Source organism: Sphingobium sp. MP9-4, from assembly GCF_005281675.1.
Lineage (GTDB): Bacteria > Pseudomonadota > Alphaproteobacteria > Sphingomonadales > Sphingomonadaceae > Sphingobium > Sphingobium yanoikuyae.
This window is the reverse complement of sequence record NZ_LUFI01000026.1, coordinates 40,578-57,890: the sequence shown is the minus strand read 5'-3', so window position 1 is coordinate 57,890 and position 17,313 is coordinate 40,578. Positions and strand designations below refer to the sequence as shown.

Here is a 17,313-nt window from a genome sequence, read left to right as displayed (position 1 = left end):
TTTCGATCAGGCGGCGACCAGTTCGCCCTCGCCATAATAGGCGCTTTCGTCGAGAATGCCCTCGCGCTTGGCGACGATGACGCCCACCAGCACCTGGCCCGCAACGTTGACGGCGGTGCGGCCCATGTCGAGGATCGGGTCGATCGCCAGCAGCAGGCCGGCGCCTTCGAGCGGCAGGCCCAGCGTCGAGAGGGTCAGCGTCAGCATCACGATCGCGCCGGTCAGGCCGGCGGTCGCGGCCGAGCCGATGACCGAGACGAAGACGATCAGCACATAGTCGATGAAGTGCAGCGGGATGCCATAGAAGCCCGCGACGAAGATCGCTGCCAGTGCCGGATAGATGGAGGCGCAGCCGTCCATCTTGGTGGTGGAGGCGAGCGGGATCGCGAAGGCGGCATAGCCCTTGTCGACGCCCAGCCGCTCGGTCACGGTCTCGGTCACCGGCAGGGTGCCGACCGACGAGCGCGAGACGAAGGCGAGCTGGATCGCCGGCCAGGCCTTGGCGAAGAAAGGGCCGGGCTTCAGGCCATTGGCGATCAGCAGCAGCGGATAGACCACCAGCAGGACGAGGCCGAGGCCGAGATAGATGGCGGCGGTGAAGGTGCCGAGCTGCGCCAGTGCGCTCCAGCCATAGGTGGCGATCGCGGTGCCGATCAGCGCGGCCGAGCCGATCGGCGTCAGGCGGATGACCCAGCCCAGGATCGCACGGACGACGGCGAGCAGCGAGCGGACGAAGGAGAGGAAGGGCTCCGCCTTGTCGCCGACCTTCAGCGTGGCGAGGCCGACCGCGATCGAGATGACCAGCAACTGCAGGATGTTGAACGAGATGCTGGTGCTGGCGCTGCCGTCAGTGATCTTGGTGCTACCCGACAGGGCCAGGCTGTTGCCGGGGACCAGACCCTTGAGGAAATCGAGCCAGCCGCCGACCGAATCCGCCTTGCCCATGGCGAGCGCGGTGCCGTGCAGGCCCGCGCCCGGCTGAACGATCAGGCCGATGGCGAGGCCGATGCTGACCGCGATCAGTGCGGTGATCGCGAACCAGAGCAGGGTCTGGCCGGCGAGACGGGCGGCATTGTCGAGCGCGCGCAGATTGGCGATCGACGCGACAATCGCGGCGAAGACCAGAGGTGGAACGATCGCCTTCAAGAGCGAGACGAAGATCGATCCGACCGTCTTGAGCGTGGTCGCCAGCCAGTTGAGGTCGCCATCCGGACCGGCGCCAATCTGGCGCGCGACGAGACCGAGGGCAAGGCCCACGACCATGCCGAGCAGAACCTGGAAGCCGAAGCTGCGATAATTGAGGGCCATGATGGCATTTTTCCTTTGGACGACCGGCGCGCTATATCGGATGGCATCTATCCGATTGCGCGCAAGCAATTCTTTCAAGGGGTTCAGTGCGGATAAGGTGGCCCTCTTTCCGCGCGCCGTCCGATCAAACGCATGGAACGGCGCGATCCGCTATGCCACAATCGTCGCTCGGGTCCATCAGGGAGTATAAATATATGCAATTGCGGGGGATATTGCTGGCAGGGGCGATGCTGGGAGTAGGGGGGCTGGCAATGCCAGTCGGGGCGCAGGCGGCAGCGGATGCCGGCGCGGCCAAGGAGATATTGAAGCGATCGGTCGCGTTCAAGACGGTCGAGGGGGCGGGGCAGGTGCCCGCGCTCGCGACCTATTATGCGTCGGTGCTCAAGCAGGCGGGCTTTGCCGATGCCGATATCGTCATCACCCCGATGGGCGAGACCGCGACCCTGGCGGCGACGATCAAGGGGCGGGAACCCAGCCTCAAGCCGATGCTGATGATCGGTCATATGGACGTGGTGGCCGCCAACCGCGCCGACTGGACGCGCGATCCCTTCGTCCCGGTCGAGGAGGATGGCTATATTTTCGGGCGCGGGTCGGAAGATAATAAATATGACGTGGCGATGATGGTTGCGACGCTGGCGCAGCTCAAGAAGGAGGGCTGGACCCCGCGCCGCAGCGTCATCCTGCTGTTGTCGGGCGACGAGGAGACCAACATGGTCACCACCAAGGCGCTGGCGGCCAAATATAAGGATGCCGAACTGCTGCTGAACGGCGATGGCGGCGGCGGTCTGCTCGACGAGAGTGGCAAGCCCGTCCTCTACCAGTTGCAGGCGGGCGAGAAGACCTATGCCGATTTCGAGATCGGCTTCACCGATCCGGGCGGCCATTCGAGCGCGCCGACGCCAGGCAATCCGATCTATCGGTTGGCCAAGGCGATCGACCGGATCGCGGCCTATCAGTTCCCGCCGATGATCAACGAACTGACCAAGGCGTCGCTCAGCTTGTCGGCGCAGCGGATCGGCGGCGATGTGGGGGAAGCGATGCGCCTCTATGCCGCGACCCAGGATCCGGCCTCTGCGGAACTATTGTCGAGCCGGCCCGAATTTGTGGGGCAGGTGCGCACCACCTGCGTCGCGACCATGCTGTCGGGCGGCCATGCGCTCAACGCCCTGCCGCAAAGTGCCAAGGTCAGCGTCAATTGCCGCATCTTTCCCGGCGTGAAGATCGACGATGTGAAGGCGCAACTGATCAAGGTGGTGGATGATCAAAGCGTGACCTTCACCACGCTCAACGACCCCACTGGCAGCGACGCCTCGCCGTTGCGCGACGATGTGGTGAAGGCGGTGGCGGCCGCGATCAAGGCGCGCTCGCCCGCGATCACGGTGATGCCGGGGATGTCGGCCGGCGCGACCGACAGCCTCTATTTCCGCGCGCTGGGCGTGCCCAGCTATGGCGTATCCAGCCTGTTCATGAAGGCGCAGGACGGCTTTGCCCATGGCCTCAATGAACGGGTGCCGGTGGCGGGCATCGCCGCCTCGCTGGCCCAGTGGGACAGCGTGGTCCGGGCGCTGGCGAAGTAAGGTTTATCCTTAATTCGTTTGGGCTGAGCGAAGTCGAAGCCCGACACTGAGCGAAGCGAAGTGGCCTCCCGATGGTCGGCCGTGCCCTTCGACTTCGCTCAGGGCGAACGGATGGATATCAGCCTCGCACGGCCACCGCATTGGCGGCCGAGAGGACGGCCTTGACCGATGCGGTCGCGACGTCGCTGTCGGTGCCGATGCCGAAGACGGTGCGGCCGTCGGCGGTGCGGCATTCGACATAGGCGGCGGCGTTCACGTCGGTGCCGGCGCCGATGGCGTGCTCATTATAGTCGGCAACCTCCAGCACCACGCCCAGTTCGTCGCGCAGCGCAGCCAGCACCGACGAGATGAGGCCGTTGCCGCGACCCGAGATCGAGCGTTCGCCGCCTTCATGGACGATCTTGCCGGTGAAGATGCGGTCGCCCGCGCTGCCGCTCTCATGATAGTCGATCAGGCTATAGGCCTGGTCGCCGGTCTGATGATAATAGTCGTCGAACGCGGCCGAGATGTCGGCGGCGTTGAGTTCGCGGCTCGACTGGTCGGCCAGCGCCTGCACCACCTTCGAGAAGTCGGCCTGCATCCGCTTGGGCAGCTTATAGCCCTTGTCCTGCTGCAGCACCCAGGCGACGCCGCCCTTGCCCGACTGCGAATTGACGCGGATCACCGCCTCATAGTCGCGGCCCAGATCCTTGGGGTCGATTGGCAGATAGGGGACGTTCCAGAACAGGTCGTTGCGCGCTTCCTGCGCGGCAAAGCCCTTCTTGATCGCGTCCTGGTGGCTGCCCGAGAAGGCAGTGAACACCAGTTCGCCGGCATAGGGGTGGCGCGGGTGGACGGGCAGCTGGTTGCAATATTCGACGGTCTGGATGACTTCGTCGATGTCGCTGAAGTCCAGCTCCGGATCGATGCCCTGTGTGTACATGTTGAGCGCGACGGTCACCAGGTCGCAATTGCCCGTGCGTTCGCCATTACCGAACAGGCAGCCTTCGACGCGGTCGGCGCCGGCCATGATGCCCAGTTCGGCGGCGGCGACGCCGGTGCCCCGGTCATTATGGGTGTGCAGCGAGATCACCACGCTGTCACGGCGCGAGATGTTGCGGCAGATCCATTCGATCTGGTCGGCATAGATGTTGGGGGTCGCGCACTCGACGGTGGCGGGCAGGTTCAGGATCAGCGGCCGATCCGGTGTCGGCTGCAGGATGTCCATCACCGCCTCGCAACATTCCAGGCTGAAATCCAGCTCGGCGGTCGAGAAGGTTTCGGGGCTATATTCGAAATGCCAGTCGGTGTCGGGCATTCGCGCCGCATTGTCGCGCAGCAGCTTGGCGGCGTTGATCGCGATCTGCTTGATTTCCGGGCGTTCCATCTGGAACACGATGTTGCGCCAGGCCGGCGAGATCGCGTTATAGACATGGACGATCGCCTGCTTCGCGCCACGCAGGCTTTCGAAGGTGGTGGCGATCAGATCCTCGCGCGCCTGGGTCAGCACCTGGGGCATGACATCGTCGGGGATCGCGCCTTCCTTGACCAGGCCCGAAATGAAGTCGAACTCGGTCGCGCCGGCGGCGGGGAAGCCGACCTCGATCTCCTTGACGCCGACCTTGACCAGCAGGTCGAAGAAGCGACGCTTCTTTTCCGCGTTCATCGGGTCGATCAGCGACTGGTTGCCGTCGCGCATGTCGGTCGACAGCCAGCGGGGCGCCTTGGTGATGACCTTGGACGGCCATTGGCGATTGGGCAGGTCCACCTGGGGGAAGGGGCGGTATTTCTGCGAAGGATCGGTCAGCATCATGGGATCAAACTACTTCCTGGCTCGGGACGCTATTGCGCGCTCCGGGGTACGACTTGACTGTGATGAATGCCCTTAGGCGGATCGACGCTGCCCTTAGCCGGAAGGCAGCACAAAAGCCACGCCTAAGGGCGTGTAAGTCGTAGCAGGGTAAGAAGCGCGACGCTCTGCATGATGCTGTCCCATAAACGCGGACAGGAGGAGCGTAAAGCCGTTTCTTGCGAAAGGGGCGTCAGGCGCGACGGAAAATTGCGTCGATGGTCAGGTCGACCTTGTCCGACACGAAGGGGCGGCCAAAGCCCATGCCATAATGGCTGCGCTCGACGCTCATGCTGCCGGTGAAGTGCAGGATGGCGATCCCAGGCGCTTCGTCGGGCGTGACGCCGGTCAGCCGGACCGACAGGGTGACCGCGCGGGTCTGGCCATGCATGGTGAGTTCGCCCGGAATGATCGTCGCGCTGTCGCTGCCGGCCAGCGGCGCGTCCCTGGCGGTAAAGCGCACGGTCGGGAAATGGACCATGTCGAAAAAGCTCTCGCCTTTCAGTATGGCGTCGGTCGAAGGATCGCCCGTGGTCATCTTCTCGACCGGGAAGCGGATATCGACGTCGGCCCGCTCGGGCCGGGCGGGGTCGATCATCACCATGCCCTCGGGCTGGGTCAAATCGCCTTCATAGCCGCCAACCAGCGCCTTCACATGGAAGTGGACTTTGGTCGCTGCGCCATCCACCAGATAGCGGCCCGGCGCATAGAGCGCAGGGCCGCCATCCGGACTGGCCACCGCCGGCCCGCACGCGATCAGGCTCAGAAGCAGGATCGCGCGGGCCGGGCGGGGGATCATCGCATCACTTCTGGAAGGCGACGATGATCTTCAGTTCGACATTGTCGCCGACGACGGGGACGAAGCCGCCCATGCCGAAATCGCTGCGCTTGATCGTGCCGGTCGCGACGAAGCCGACATTTTCCTTCTTGTTCATCGGGTTCGCACCGGCGCCATAGAATTCGGCATCCAGCGTCACCGGCTTGGTGATGCCCTTGATGGTCAGGTTGCCGGTGATGTCCGCGCCGGTCGCGCCGTCGGGCTTCACGCCGGTCGACACGAAGGTCGCGGTCGGGAATTTGGCGGCGTCGAAAAATTCGGGCTTGGCGAGATGCTCGTTCAGCGCCGGGATGCCGGTGGTGAGGTTGGCGATCGGCAGGGTGATCGACACCTTCGATGCCGAGAGATTGGCCTTGTCCAGTGTCAGCGTGCCGGTCGGCTGGGTGATGACGCCCATATTGTTGGTGAAGCCCATATGGTCATAGGCGAAGACGATCTGGGTGTGGCTGGGCTCGACGCTGTAGGTACCGCCGGTGACCTTGGCGACATCCTTGCTGCCGGGGACGGCCATCGGGGCCTGGGCGATGACGACAGTGCCGCCGGCGACCGCGATCAGGGCAGCGGCAGAGATCAGATATTTGCGCATGGGAAACGCTCTCCAAAAGCATTCAAGGGACGCGGCACAGAATATGCCACGTCCCTCGATTGTTCCAGAGGCGTAACCGGAAACGGATCGTTCCGTTTCCGGTGCGCGAAAGGGCTTAGTTCTTGTCCTTGTTGACCAGCTTGTTGGCGCCGATCCAGGGCATCATGGCGCGCAGCTGCGAACCGGTCTTTTCGATCTGGTGGGCGGCAGCCTGCTTGCGGCTGGCCTTGAGTTCGGGCTGACCGGCGCGGTTGTCGAGGATGAAGTCCTTGACGAAGCGGCCCGACTGGATGTCGGCCAGAACGCGCTTCATTTCCTTCTTGGTTTCCTCGGTGATGATGCGCGGGCCGGTCTTGATGTCGCCATATTCGGCGGTGTTCGAGATCGAGTAGCGCATGTCGGCGATGCCGCCTTCATACATCAGGTCGACGATCAGCTTCAGCTCGTGCAGACATTCGAAATAGGCCATTTCCGGGGCATAGCCGGCTTCGACCAGGGTTTCGAAACCTGCCTGGACCAGCGCGGTGGCGCCGCCGCACAGAACGGCCTGCTCGCCGAACAGATCGGTTTCGCATTCCTCGCGGAAGTTGGTTTCGATGATGCCGCTGCGGCCGCCGCCGACGCCCGAGGCGTAGGACAGGGCGATGTCATGGGCGTTGCCGGTCGCGTCCTGATGGACGGCGATCAGGCAGGGGACGCCGCCGCCGCGCTGATATTCGCCGCGCACGGTGTGGCCGGGGCCCTTGGGCGCGATCATGATGACGTCGATGTCGGCGGGGACCTCGATCAAGCCGAAATGGATGTTGAGGCCATGGGCGAAGGCGAGCGCGGCGCCGGGGCGCAGATTGCCCTTGATGTCGGCTTCATAGATGGCGGCCTGATGCTCGTCGGGCGCCAGGATCATCAGTACGTCGGCCCACTGGGCGGCTTCCTTGTTCGGCAGCACCTTGAAACCGGCGCCTTCGGCCTTCTTGGCGCTGGGCGAACCGGGGCGCAGGGCGATGGCGACTTCGGCAACGCCGGAGTCGCGCAGATTCTGCGCATGGGCGTGGCCCTGCGAGCCATAGCCCAATATGGCGACCTTCTTGCCCTTGATCAGGCCGATGTCTGCGTCGCGATCGTAATAAACCTTCATTGGAAAACCCCTTCTCGTCCCCCCATGCAGGGGGCGTTAGACAATAGTGGTGGAAAGAAACGCCGCCTGTGACGGCGCGGAATGGAATATCAGGCCGGCTCCTTGCCGCGGATCAGGCCGGCTACGCCGGTGCGACCGACCTCGACCAGGCCGATCTGGCGCATCAGGCCGACGAAATTGTCGATCTTCTCGGTCGTGCCGGTGATCTCGAAGATGAAGCTCTCGATCGTGGTGTCGACCACCTTGGCACGGAACACGTCGGCCAGGCGCAGCGCCTCGATCCGGTCCTCGCCGGTGCCGGCGACCTTGACCAGCGCTAGTTCGCGCTCGACGAACGGGCCGGCGTCGGTCAGGTCGGTGACCTTGTGGACCGGCACCAGCCGATCGAGCTGGGCGATGATCTGGTCGATCACCTTGGGCGGGCCGTTGGTGACGATGGTGATGCGGCTGATCGCATGATCGTCGGTAATGTCGGCCACGGTCAGGCTGTCGATATTATAGCCGCGCGCGGTGAACAGGCCGGCGATGCGGGCCAGGATGCCCGCCTCGTTCGACACCGTCAGCGACAGGACGTGCCGCTCGCTCTGTTCTTCGTGGATATGCATCAGATGCTGTTCCCGTCTTCCATTTCTTCGCGCTCGGGGCGCGGCGAGATCATGCCGATAAAGGCATAGTGCCAATCATCGTCCTGCGGGTGGGCGAGGCGGACGGGAAAGGCCGTCACCGCGTCGAACATCCGCAGAAGATGTTCGCCCACATAGCGTGGGCCGGCCAGCAGCCGATCGACCTGCAGGCCATGATATTCGAACCCGCTATCCAGATGCACTTCCCATTCCTCATTGTCGGGGTCAGCATGGTCGCTGGTCCAGCCGGTGAGTTCGGTCGTGCCTGTGATCCGTTCGAAATCCCAGGGTTCGGTCACGAAAATGCGGACCTTGGCGGGGGTGGTCACACCAGTGCCTTTGCCTCGTCCGACATGACGCCTTCGATCTGGTTGGGATCGAGCAGCATTTCGGTATGGGCCGCACCCGACGGGATCATCGGGAAACAGTTGGACAGCTTTGCCACGCGGCAATCGACGATCACGGGGCCGTCGGTTTCCAGCATCTGGCGGATGCCGGCCTCCAGTTCCTGCGGTCCTTCGATGCGGATGCCGGTCCAGCCATAGGCTTCGCCCAGCTTCACGAAGTCGGGCAGGCTGTCCGAATAGCTGTTGGAATAGCGGCTTTCATAGGTCAGTTCCTGCCACTGGCGGACCATGCCCATATATTCATTGTTCAGGATGAAGATCTTGACCGGCAGGCGATACTGGCTGGCCGTCCCCATTTCCTGGATGTTCATCTGGATCGAGGCGTCGCCGGCGATGCAGATGCTGATGCTGTCGGGATTGCCCATCTGCGCGCCGATGGCGGCGGGGAAGCCATAGCCCATGGTGCCCAGGCCGCCCGAGGTCAGCCACTTGTTCGGTTCTTCAAAGCCGAAATGCTGGGCCGCCCACATCTGGTGCTGGCCGACTTCGGTGGTGATGATGATGTCCTTGCCGGTCGCGCGGGTGGCCTTGTAGAGGTCTGCGATCGCCTTTTGCGGCATGATCTCGCTGCCGCTTTCGGGGTAGGACAGGCTCTTCTTGGCACGCCATTCGGCAATCCGCGCCCACCAGGCCGACAGGTCCGCCTTTTCATGGCCGCGCTGCTTCCACAGGGCGATCATGTCCTCCAGCGCGCTGCCGACATCGGCAACGACCGGGACGTCGACATCGACGATCTTGTTGATCGAACTGCGGTCGATATCGATATGCACCTTGCGGCTGTTGGGCGCGAAGGCGTCCAGCCGGCCGGTGACGCGATCGTCGAAACGCGCGCCGATGCACAGGATCAGGTCCGCCTGGTTCATCGCCCAATTGGCTTCATAGGTGCCGTGCATGCCCAGCATGCCGACCCACTGGTCGGACGACGCGGGGAAGGCGCCCAGGCCCATCAGGGTCGAGGTGACGGGCGCGCCGGTCATCGCCGCCAGTTCGCGCAGCAGGGCGCTGGCCTGCGGACCCGAATTGATGACGCCGCCGCCTGTGTAGAAGATCGGCCGCTCGGCCGCGGCCAGCATTTCGACCGCCGTATCGATCGCGGCGGCATCCGCCTTGGTCTGCGGATGATAGCTGGCATGGACCTTCAGTTCCGGCCGGGCATAGGGCGCGGTCGCGATCTGGACATTCTTGGGAATGTCGACGACGACCGGGCCGGGGCGGCCGGTGGTGGCGATATGGAACGCCTCATGGACGATGCCGGCCAGCTTGGCCGGATCCTTCACCAGATAATTATGCTTGGTGCAGTGGCGCGTAATGCCGACCGTGTCCGCTTCCTGGAAGGCGTCGGTGCCGATCAGTTGCGTCGGCACCTGACCCGTGATGACGATCATCGGGATCGAATCCAGCAGCGCGTCGGTGATACCGGTGACGGCATTGGTCGCGCCGGGGCCAGAGGTGACCAGGACGACGCCGGGCTTGCCGGTCGAGCGGGCATAGCCCTCCGCCATGTGGGTCGCGCCCTGCTCGTGGCGCACTAGGACATGCTTGATCGTGGGGTGATTATAGAGCGCGTCATAGATGGGCAGCACGGCGCCGCCCGGATAGCCGAACACAACTTCGACGCCCAGATCAACCAGGCACTCGACCAAAATGTCCGCGCCGCTCTTTTCGGCCACGATGAAACTCCTCTTTTTTAAGATGCTGGCTCGCGGGTCTGCGCCGTCGCGCCCGCATTGGCAAGGCGCCAGCGTCTAGAGGACATAAAATGCGTGGTCAACCCCTATTGTTGTAATTTAATTGCTAATTCATTGGCAATTTCAGCATCAATCGATCTCTTTTCGCGATGCCAGTCCTGCGGCGGCTGGTTGGAGAACCAGGTATATTGGCGTTTGGCATATTGGCGCGTGGCGAGCTGGCCACGCGCCATCATCGTGTCACGATCGATGTCACCTTTGAGCCAGGCGGCGATTTCGGGCACGCCGATCGCCCGCATCACCGGTAGGTCGGGGGTGAGGTTGCGGGGCAGCAGCGCCTCCACCTCGGCAACGGCACCCTGATCGACCATCTGTTCGAACCGCCGGTCGCAGCGTTCGATCAGCCAGTCGCGGGGCGGCAGCAGGATCATCGGGGACAGGTTGATGCGGTCGGCGATGCCGCCCTGCTTGTGCTGCTGCCATATCTTCAGCGGCTTGCCGGTCGATCGCACCACTTCCAGCGCGCGGGCGACGCGGGTGGTGTCGGCCGGGGCGAGGCGGACGGCGGCTTCCGGGTCTTCGCTGCGCAGTGCTTCATGCGCCTGCGCCACCGGCATGGCGCGGACGGTGGCGCGGATATCGGCGTCTATCTCCGGCACCGGCGCGATGCCGTCGAGCAAGGTCCGTATATAAAGGCCGGTGCCGCCAACCAGCACGGGCAGCTTGCCGGCTTCATGGGTGGCGTCGATCTCCGCCCTGGCCTCGGCGGCCCAGCGTGCGGCGGAGCAGGCTTCCGCTCCATCGATATGGCCGAACAGGCGATGGGGCACGCCGCCCATTTCCTCTTGCGACGGGCGGGCGGACAGGATGGCGAGGTCGGCATAGACCTGGCTGGCATCGGCATTGATGACGACGCCGTCGGCGATCTGGGCCAGGCGGACGGCGAGCGCGCTCTTGCCGCTGGCGGTCGGCCCGGCAATAAGCGCGACCGGTGGGCGGGATTCGCCCGGCATATGTGCGGGAGTGTTCATGTTCGTCGCGACCTTAGTGGCAAAAGGTGGGTTGGACCACGACCTGCTCAGCGAAATTGCGCACCAGTTTGATCGCGATTGTACTGCGGGCGCTGGTTACTCCATATCCATGATCGACGACGGCATCGCTGCGGACATCTTCTTTGAACCGGCGGACGGTGTCGAAAAATCGGATTGCCTCGAAATTTCGCGAGCGATCAAAGAGATCGCACTTTCCATCGCGCAGGGCGGGTATGGCCGCGACTTGGCTTTGGATGTGATCGTCCAACCTGCCGCCACACGCGAGAAGACGCTGCTGATCGCCGACATGGATTCGACCATGATCACGGTCGAGTGCATCGACGAACTGGCCGATTATGCCGGGATCAAGCCGCAGATTGCCGAGATCACCGAACGGGCGATGCGCGGCGAACTGGATTTCGAAGGCGCGCTGCATGGCCGCGTCGCCCTGTTGAAAGGGCTGCCCGACAGCGCGATCGACCAGTGCCGCGAGGAGCGGGTGGTGATCATGGGCGGTGCGCGCGAACTGGTGCGCACAATGAAGGCGCGCGGCGCACGCACCCTGCTGGTTTCTGGCGGTTTCACCCGCTTCACCGGGCCGGTCGCGGCGGAAATCGGCTTCGATGTGCATGTCGCCAATGTGCTGGAAATTGCCGATGGCGCGCTGCTTGGCACCGTCACCGTCCCGATCGTCGATGCCGCGCGCAAGCGCACCGAACTGGAGGCCGCGATCGACGGCGGGATCGACCGTGCGCTGACGCTGGCGGTGGGTGACGGCGCCAATGACATTCCGATGATCGAGGGGGCTGGGCTGGGCGTCGCCTATCATGCCAAGCCCAAGACCCGCGCGGCGGCAGCGGCCGAGATCGTCCATGGCGACCTGTCGGTGCTGCTTTATGCGCAAGGCATCGCTTCGGCCGAATGGGTCCGCGACTGATCCCATATGCTCAACGGTTGGGCGCGCTTGAGGCACGCCCTGCCGTCATTGCACAAGGGTAATGGATTCCATTTCGCCCCTGAACCGTTGTCGTCGCACTGCATCCCGGCAGTGGGTCCAATTGGCGTCGCGACAGGATCGTGGCGCACAGGGAGATGGTATGAAAATCCAGACAATGGCGCTGGTCGCCGGTAGCCTGCTGGCGCTGAGCGCCTGCTCGAAAAATGATGCGCCGGTGACCAGCGCGCCGCCGCTCGGGCCGGGCGCGATTGCCGGCACGGTGGCCGCAGACCGCAACGGCGATGGCTATGTCGACGGCTATTATACGTCGGATGGCATCTATCACCCGGTCCAGGGACCGCCCTGTCCGCCGCCCCCGCCGCCGCCGGCGCCGCCCCGTTCCGGAGAACGCGGCTGAGCAATCTTCCTTTCCGGGCGCGGCATTTCCGCCGCGCCCCCCGACATCCTGTTTCCCTGATCCTCGTCATGCTGATCGCCGGTTCCGTGCCGGGGATGGTGGCTGCGCAGCCGGCTGCCAGCGACACGGCGGCGCGGTCGAGCGTGGCAGCTGAAATCCGGTCGGCGGCAAGCGGCAAGCTGCGCGATTTCTATGGCACGCGCGGCTATTGGCCGCTGTGGAGCGACAAGGGCAAGGTCCGCGCCGAACCGGCGCAAGCGCTGCTGACGCTGCTCGACAGTGCCGATCAGGACGGGCTGCGATCGCGCGACTATGATGCCAGGGGGGTGTTGCGGGCGATCAAGGAGGCCGATGCCTCGGGCGACCCCAAGGCGCTTGCGCGGGTCGACGTCGCCCTGTCGAAGGCGCTGGCCACCTATGTCGCCGATGTCCGCCGCCCGTCCAAGGCGGTGAAGATGCGCTATCTCGACCCCGAGGTGGAACCGCAGGCGCCAGATGCGGCGGAGGTGCTGCGCGCGGCGGCGGTCGCGCCGTCGCTGGCGAGCTATGTCGAGAAGGCGGGCTGGATGAGCCCGCTCTACATGAAGCTGCGCGCGGCAAGCGGCGCCTATGCAACGCGCTGGGGCGGCCTGCCGGCGGTGAACGTGCCGACCGACGTCAAGCTGCGGCCGGGCGGATCGAGTGGCGAGATCGCGATCCTGCGTCATCGGTTGGGGCTGCCCGACGGGGTCGATTATGACAAGGCGCTGGCGGCCAAGGTCAAGCTGTTCCAGGCCGATCACGGGCTGGATGCGGACGGCATTGCCGGCGCGCAGACGATCGAGGCGCTCAATCGTGGTCCGGGCCATTATGGCCGGATATTGACCCTCAATCTGGAGCGTGCGCGGCTGCTGCCCGGCCCATGGGTGCGGCATGTCGAGGTCGATGCGGCATCAGCGCGGCTCTATTATTATAGCGGCGGCGAATTGGACGGATCGATGAAGGTCGTGGCCGGCGCCAAGGAAAGCCAGACGCCGATGATGGCGGGCATGATCCGCTATGCGACGCTCAATCCCTATTGGAATGTCCCGCCCGACCTGGTCGAGCGCAAGATCGCCCCCAAGATCCTGGACGGGGCGACGCTCAGGAAGATGCGCTATGAGGCGTTGAGCGACTGGACCGCTGACGCGCAGACGCTTAACCAGAGCGAGATCGACTGGCAGGCGGTGGCAGCGGGGCAGCGCGAATTGCGCGTGCGCCAGTTGCCCGGCGGCAATAATGCCATGGGGAAGATCAAGTTCATGTTCCCCAATGACCTGGGCATCTATCTGCACGACACGCCCGACCGGGCGCTGTTCGCCAAGCCGGTGCGCCATTTCAGCAATGGCTGCGTCCGGCTGGAGGATGCGCAGCGTCTGGGGCGCTGGTTCTTCGGCAAGACGCCGACCGCAGAGAGCGACGCGCCCGAACAATATGTGCCGCTGCCCCGTCCGGTGCCGGTCTATCTTACCTATCTGACGGTGGTGCCGACGGCGGACGGGGTGCAGTTCCTGCCCGACGATTATGGACGGGACGGGGAGTGATCTCCCCGTCCTGCCGGCTCAATGGATGCTGGCAACCATCCGCGTTGTTGGATTAGTGTATGCCTGCCAGCATCCACAGGGCCATGGCGACCATCATGACATTCTCGGTGAGCGAGACGAAGCCGAGCGGCACGTTGCTGCTGCCGCCGACGCAGGCGCATTTGAGTTCGCGCTTCTCGATATAGACCGCCTTGAACACCGACACGGCGCCGATGCCGCCGATGAACAGGGCGACCGGGATCGACAGCCAGGGGGCGAGGCCGGTCAGCATCAGCGCGCCCGCGCCCAGTTCCAGGAAGGGATAGATACGGCCATAGGGAATGACGCGGCGGGCGAGCAGGTCATAGTTGAGGAACATGGTCGCGAACCGCTCCACATCCTGCAGCTTCAGCATGGCGAGCAGCATCATGGCGATGGCGATGAACCGTTCGAGTGTCAGCAGTCCGATCAGCGGCGCCAAGGTCAGCCAGTTGATCGCCAGTGCCAGCAGCGCGGCGACGGCAAAGACGGCGAGGACGGGCACATAGCTGGTCGCGCCGGGAACCGGCACCTTGAGGCCCAGGAAGCGGCGCAGATCGTCATGGCCGCCGATCCGCCGGCCATCGATGAAGATTTGCGGCGTCGTCTTTACGTCATGCTGTGCCTTGAAGGCGTCGGTCTCGGCCCGGCTGCTAAGGGCATGATCCTCGACCCGATAGCCATGGCGGCGCAGCAGCCAGCGCGCCTTGAGGCCATAGGGACAGACATGGCCGGGCATCACCATGCGGTAGAGCTGGGCCGGCTTTTCCGGGGCCGGATTTCCCGAGGCTGGGGACATTGCATCATCCTTGTTTACGCTGCGATGCCCCTCATATAGGGTCTGTACCATGGTACGGAGTCAAGGCATGAGCATGACAATTTCCGCACTGGCCCGCGCGGGCGATGTCGGGGTGGAGACGGTGCGCTTCTACCAGCGGCGCGGCCTGCTGGATGCGCCCGATCGGCCGGAGGGCAGCGTGCGCCGCTATGGCGAGAGCGACGTGCGGCGGTTGCGCTTCATCCGGTCGGCGCAGGCGGCGGGCTTCACGCTGGAACAGATTGGCGAACTGCTGCAGCTCGATGCCGGGCAGGATCGCAAGCGGGCGCGCGAGCTGGCGGCCGATCGGATCGCGGCGCTGGATGTGAAGATCGCGGAACTGGAGGCGGCGCGGGCGGCGCTGACGCGGCTGGCCCGGCAATGCCATGCCTCCGATGAAGGGCCGTGCCCGATCATCGCGGCGTTCGAGGACGGCGCTCAGACGTCCTGCGTCTGATCGTCCTGCTTCTGCGCCATCTGCCGGCGCGACATTTCCCGACGCACCGAGTAGCTGGTGGGATCACGGCGAAAATGGTCGCGCATCATGCGCCGCTGTTCGCTGATGATGTGCCAGATATCTTCCGGACTCTTGCCTTCGGTCATTGATCCGTCCGCCCTTTTCCGTTCGACTGCAGGGCAGGGAATATCGCTTTCGCAACGATCAATCCGTGAGCGCGATCACGTAAACGGCGCTTTAACGCTGTTACTTCAGATATATGCAACTCCGGCAGCGCGCGCTGGGCGGGATGACTGTTGGAAATCGCACGCTTAACTTCGCATATTTCCCGCACATTCTGACATTATGTTGCGTTCCGCTGATCCTATCGGAAAGCGGCGTGGGATCACGATGGGAAAGAGCCGCCGGGAATGTAGCGGGGCGGGACGTTGTAGGACAGGCGTGCCTATTCCAGCCCGGCGACGAGGCCGTCGATCGCGCCCTGAAGGATGTAGCTGGCGGCGAGTTTGTCGACCAGTTCGTCGCGGCGGGCGCGGCTGGCGTCCGCCTCCAGCAGGGTGCGGGTGACGGCCTGGGTCGACCAGCGCTCGTCCCAGAGCAGCACGGGCAGGCCGATATCCGCCACATTATGGGCGAAGGCGCGGCTCGCCTGGCTGCGCGGGCTGTTGGTGCCGTCGAGGTTGAGCGGCAGGCCGATGACGATGCCCTTGACCTGCTGCCGCGCCATGAAGGCTTCGAGCGCCGGCTTGTCCTTGCTGAACTTGCCGCGATTGACGGTGTAGGCGGGGCTGGCGATCGACCATTGGGCATCGCACAGGGCAAGACCGATCGTCTTCGTCCCCACATCCATGCCGATCAGGCGGCCGCCCTCGGGCAGGGCTGCGCGAAATTCCGCGCGGTCAGTCGTGACAAGTTTCATGGGTCTCAGTGTGTCTTGGTGAAAGCGGCCAGTCGCTGGCGGGCGTCGTCGCGCACATTGCCCCAGAACAGGCTGTAATCATAGACATGATAATTATTGCCCGGCAGCGTGTAGGGGCCCATGTCGACCGGCTCGCCGATCATCAGCACGCCGCTGGTGTCGCAGCGGGCAGGGACGATGCCGGCGACCAGATGAGCCGGCTTGTCGGCGGCTCGGGCGTCGAGCGTGCCGATATTGGCGCTGGCGGGCGCATTGCCGTTGAAGGTGCCGGTGATCGGATTGGTGCAGAGCATGTGCGTGCCCTTGCGCGGCTGGCCATTGAGGCCCTGCTTGCGCTCGAAGCTTTCGACCACGGCGGACGGATCGGCCGGTTCGGCATAGCTTTGCCAGCTGACGATGCAGTGCGATTGATCCCGCCTGGCACAGGCGGGGAAGCCCAATGCAGGCAGGTCGGCCTCGACCGAGATCGGCCAGCCCACGGCATAGATGGCGGCGACCCGGTCAGCGACCGGCTTGCCCGCCACCTGTTCGCGCACCAGTTGCAGCAGGTGGCGTGACCCCTGGCTGTGGCCGGCGAGGATCAGCGGGCCGGTGGGATTGGCCTTGAGGAAGGCGGCGAAGGCCTGGGTCACGTCGCGATAGGCGGCTGCGAGCGCCTGGTCGCCCTCTGCCCCGGTGGTGAGGAAGGCGCCATAATTGGCCTGGCGATAGCGCGGCGCCCAGACATTGCCGGCGGCGCTGAAGGCACTGGCCTGGCCGAGCACGAAGCGGCGCGCGGTCGCATTGCTTTCCGCATCGTCCAGCGGTGCATTCCAATGGGCATTGCCAAGCGGCGTCACATAGCTGGTCGGGTGGATGAAGAAGACCGCGGCCTTCTGCGCAGGCGGCGCGAGCCTGGCCGCGCCTTGTGGTGTCCAGAGCGCGGGATTGTCCTTGGTCAGGTCGGGGCGGGCGATCCACATTTTCGGATCGTCATAGGCGTTGGCGGGCAGGGGCTGGAGCGGCTGGAACGCTTCGCGCGGGACCATCACCGCCCGCATGATCTGCATCCCCCAGATGCGATAGGCGAGCAGCATCGCAAGCACCAGCACGACCAGGCCGGCGACGATATAGAGGAATTTGCGGGCCACTTGCTCTCGTCTCCATCCCTGTGCGGGGATCGCC

18 protein-coding genes are annotated in these 17,313 nt (G+C 64.5%); 5 read left to right on the top strand and 13 right to left on the bottom strand.

Annotated features, from left to right (window positions below):
- Positions 1-6: 6 nt before the first annotated feature.
- Positions 7-1,308 (bottom strand): dicarboxylate/amino acid:cation symporter, encoded by a 1,302-nt coding sequence (locus A0U87_RS07525; RefSeq protein ID WP_037521091.1) that lies wholly within the window; start codon positions 1,306-1,308, stop codon positions 7-9.
- 194 nt (positions 1,309-1,502) lie between these two features.
- Here A0U87_RS07525 and A0U87_RS07515 point away from each other — a divergent pair, with 194 nt between their 5' ends.
- Positions 1,503-2,885, top strand: a complete 1,383-nt coding sequence (locus tag A0U87_RS07515; RefSeq protein WP_234415746.1) for a M20/M25/M40 family metallo-hydrolase — start codon at positions 1,503-1,505, stop codon at positions 2,883-2,885.
- Positions 2,886-3,003: 118 nt separating this feature from the next.
- Here A0U87_RS07515 and leuA read toward each other — a convergent pair whose 3' ends face one another.
- The 8 genes from leuA to miaA form a co-directional block, all read right to left on the bottom strand.
- A complete protein-coding gene (leuA, locus tag A0U87_RS07510) occupies positions 3,004-4,677 on the bottom strand; it encodes a 2-isopropylmalate synthase (RefSeq protein WP_048937305.1) in 1,674 nt (557 codons plus the stop codon).
- 229 nt (positions 4,678-4,906) lie between these two features.
- On the bottom strand, positions 4,907-5,512 hold the full coding sequence (locus tag A0U87_RS07505; protein WP_048937304.1) for a YceI family protein: 606 nt from the start codon (positions 5,510-5,512) through the stop codon (positions 4,907-4,909).
- A gap of 4 nt (positions 5,513-5,516) precedes the next feature.
- Positions 5,517-6,137 carry a YceI family protein gene (locus A0U87_RS07500; protein WP_037507477.1) on the bottom strand — a complete coding sequence of 207 codons (621 nt, stop codon included), beginning with the start codon at positions 6,135-6,137 and terminating at the stop codon, positions 5,517-5,519.
- Positions 6,138-6,252: 115 nt separating this feature from the next.
- Positions 6,253-7,272: a ketol-acid reductoisomerase gene (gene ilvC / locus A0U87_RS07495; RefSeq protein ID WP_004211826.1), complete on the bottom strand. Its 1,020-nt coding sequence runs from the start codon at positions 7,270-7,272 to the stop codon at positions 6,253-6,255.
- Positions 7,273-7,361: 89 nt separating this feature from the next.
- The gene (gene ilvN / locus A0U87_RS07490; protein WP_004211828.1) at positions 7,362-7,877 is read right to left on the bottom strand and encodes an acetolactate synthase small subunit; all 516 of its coding nucleotides are present in this window, start codon (positions 7,875-7,877) and stop codon (positions 7,362-7,364) included.
- Entirely contained in the window at positions 7,877-8,224 is a 348-nt protein-coding gene (locus tag A0U87_RS07485; RefSeq protein WP_010337168.1) for a hypothetical protein, read from the bottom strand. The genes ilvN and A0U87_RS07485 overlap by 1 nt, the downstream gene beginning before the upstream one ends.
- Positions 8,221-9,972 (bottom strand): acetolactate synthase 3 large subunit, encoded by a 1,752-nt coding sequence (locus A0U87_RS07480; RefSeq protein WP_048937302.1) that lies wholly within the window; start codon positions 9,970-9,972, stop codon positions 8,221-8,223. The genes A0U87_RS07485 and A0U87_RS07480 overlap by 4 nt, the downstream gene beginning before the upstream one ends.
- A 104-nt stretch (positions 9,973-10,076) precedes the next feature.
- Complete coding sequence (gene miaA / locus A0U87_RS07475; RefSeq protein ID WP_048937301.1) at positions 10,077-11,021, bottom strand: tRNA (adenosine(37)-N6)-dimethylallyltransferase MiaA; 945 nt, start codon at positions 11,019-11,021, stop codon at positions 10,077-10,079.
- Here miaA and serB point away from each other — a divergent pair.
- The 3 genes from serB (at position 11,020) to A0U87_RS07460 (ending at position 13,938) form a co-directional block, all read left to right on the top strand.
- A complete protein-coding gene (serB, locus tag A0U87_RS07470; protein ID WP_048937300.1) occupies positions 11,020-11,958 on the top strand; it encodes a phosphoserine phosphatase SerB in 939 nt (312 codons plus the stop codon). The two genes, miaA and serB, sit on opposite strands and share 2 nt — an antisense overlap.
- A gap of 160 nt (positions 11,959-12,118) precedes the next feature.
- Positions 12,119-12,376, top strand: a complete 258-nt coding sequence (locus A0U87_RS07465; RefSeq protein ID WP_010337163.1) for a hypothetical protein — start codon at positions 12,119-12,121, stop codon at positions 12,374-12,376.
- A 68-nt stretch (positions 12,377-12,444) separates the two neighbouring features.
- The gene (locus A0U87_RS07460) at positions 12,445-13,938 is read left to right on the top strand and encodes a L,D-transpeptidase family protein (protein WP_048937299.1); all 1,494 of its coding nucleotides are present in this window, start codon (positions 12,445-12,447) and stop codon (positions 13,936-13,938) included.
- 52 nt (positions 13,939-13,990) lie between these two features.
- Here the strand turns inward: A0U87_RS07460 and A0U87_RS07455 are convergent, their stop codons facing one another.
- A complete protein-coding gene (locus A0U87_RS07455; RefSeq protein ID WP_048937378.1) occupies positions 13,991-14,755 on the bottom strand; it encodes a MauE/DoxX family redox-associated membrane protein in 765 nt (254 codons plus the stop codon).
- Between the two features lie 67 nt (positions 14,756-14,822).
- Here A0U87_RS07455 and A0U87_RS07450 point away from each other — a divergent pair, with 67 nt between their 5' ends.
- Positions 14,823-15,230 (top strand): MerR family transcriptional regulator, encoded by a 408-nt coding sequence (locus A0U87_RS07450; RefSeq protein WP_048937298.1) that lies wholly within the window; start codon positions 14,823-14,825, stop codon positions 15,228-15,230.
- Here the strand turns inward: A0U87_RS07450 and A0U87_RS07445 are convergent.
- From A0U87_RS07445 to A0U87_RS07435, 3 genes are all read right to left on the bottom strand, one after another.
- A complete protein-coding gene (locus A0U87_RS07445; RefSeq protein WP_004211842.1) occupies positions 15,212-15,376 on the bottom strand; it encodes a hypothetical protein in 165 nt (54 codons plus the stop codon). The genes A0U87_RS07450 and A0U87_RS07445 overlap by 19 nt on opposite strands.
- A gap of 299 nt (positions 15,377-15,675) precedes the next feature.
- A complete protein-coding gene (ruvX, locus tag A0U87_RS07440; RefSeq protein ID WP_048937297.1) occupies positions 15,676-16,149 on the bottom strand; it encodes a Holliday junction resolvase RuvX in 474 nt (157 codons plus the stop codon).
- A gap of 5 nt (positions 16,150-16,154) precedes the next feature.
- Positions 16,155-17,279: a DUF3089 domain-containing protein gene (locus A0U87_RS07435; RefSeq protein WP_122928160.1), complete on the bottom strand. Its 1,125-nt coding sequence runs from the start codon at positions 17,277-17,279 to the stop codon at positions 16,155-16,157.
- Between the last annotated feature and the right edge of the window lie 34 nt (positions 17,280-17,313).

What these genes read in the sequence shown, in the direction of transcription:
- A0U87_RS07455 (WP_048937378.1), bottom strand. Translation starts at nt 14,755, where the DNA reads ATGTCCCCAGCCTCGGGAAATCCGGCCCCGGAAAAGCCGGCCCAGCTC.
- A0U87_RS07515 (WP_234415746.1), top strand. Translation starts at nt 1,503, where the DNA reads ATGCAATTGCGGGGGATATTGCTGGCAGGGGCGATGCTGGGAGTAGGG.
- miaA (WP_048937301.1), bottom strand. Translation starts at nt 11,021, where the DNA reads ATGAACACTCCCGCACATATGCCGGGCGAATCCCGCCCACCGGTCGCG.
- A0U87_RS07525 (WP_037521091.1), bottom strand. Translation starts at nt 1,308, where the DNA reads ATGGCCCTCAATTATCGCAGCTTCGGCTTCCAGGTTCTGCTCGGCATG.
- ilvN (WP_004211828.1), bottom strand. Translation starts at nt 7,877, where the DNA reads ATGCATATCCACGAAGAACAGAGCGAGCGGCACGTCCTGTCGCTGACG.
- ruvX (WP_048937297.1), bottom strand. Translation starts at nt 16,149, where the DNA reads ATGAAACTTGTCACGACTGACCGCGCGGAATTTCGCGCAGCCCTGCCC.
- serB (WP_048937300.1), top strand. Translation starts at nt 11,020, where the DNA reads ATGTTCGTCGCGACCTTAGTGGCAAAAGGTGGGTTGGACCACGACCTG.
- A0U87_RS07505 (WP_048937304.1), bottom strand. Translation starts at nt 5,512, where the DNA reads ATGATCCCCCGCCCGGCCCGCGCGATCCTGCTTCTGAGCCTGATCGCG.
- A0U87_RS07460 (WP_048937299.1), top strand. Translation starts at nt 12,445, where the DNA reads ATGCTGATCGCCGGTTCCGTGCCGGGGATGGTGGCTGCGCAGCCGGCT.
- A0U87_RS07445 (WP_004211842.1), bottom strand. Translation starts at nt 15,376, where the DNA reads ATGACCGAAGGCAAGAGTCCGGAAGATATCTGGCACATCATCAGCGAA.
- ilvC (WP_004211826.1), bottom strand. Translation starts at nt 7,272, where the DNA reads ATGAAGGTTTATTACGATCGCGACGCAGACATCGGCCTGATCAAGGGC.
- leuA (WP_048937305.1), bottom strand. Translation starts at nt 4,677, where the DNA reads ATGATGCTGACCGATCCTTCGCAGAAATACCGCCCCTTCCCCCAGGTG.
- A0U87_RS07465 (WP_010337163.1), top strand. Translation starts at nt 12,119, where the DNA reads ATGAAAATCCAGACAATGGCGCTGGTCGCCGGTAGCCTGCTGGCGCTG.
- A0U87_RS07500 (WP_037507477.1), bottom strand. Translation starts at nt 6,137, where the DNA reads ATGCGCAAATATCTGATCTCTGCCGCTGCCCTGATCGCGGTCGCCGGC.
- A0U87_RS07450 (WP_048937298.1), top strand. Translation starts at nt 14,823, where the DNA reads ATGAGCATGACAATTTCCGCACTGGCCCGCGCGGGCGATGTCGGGGTG.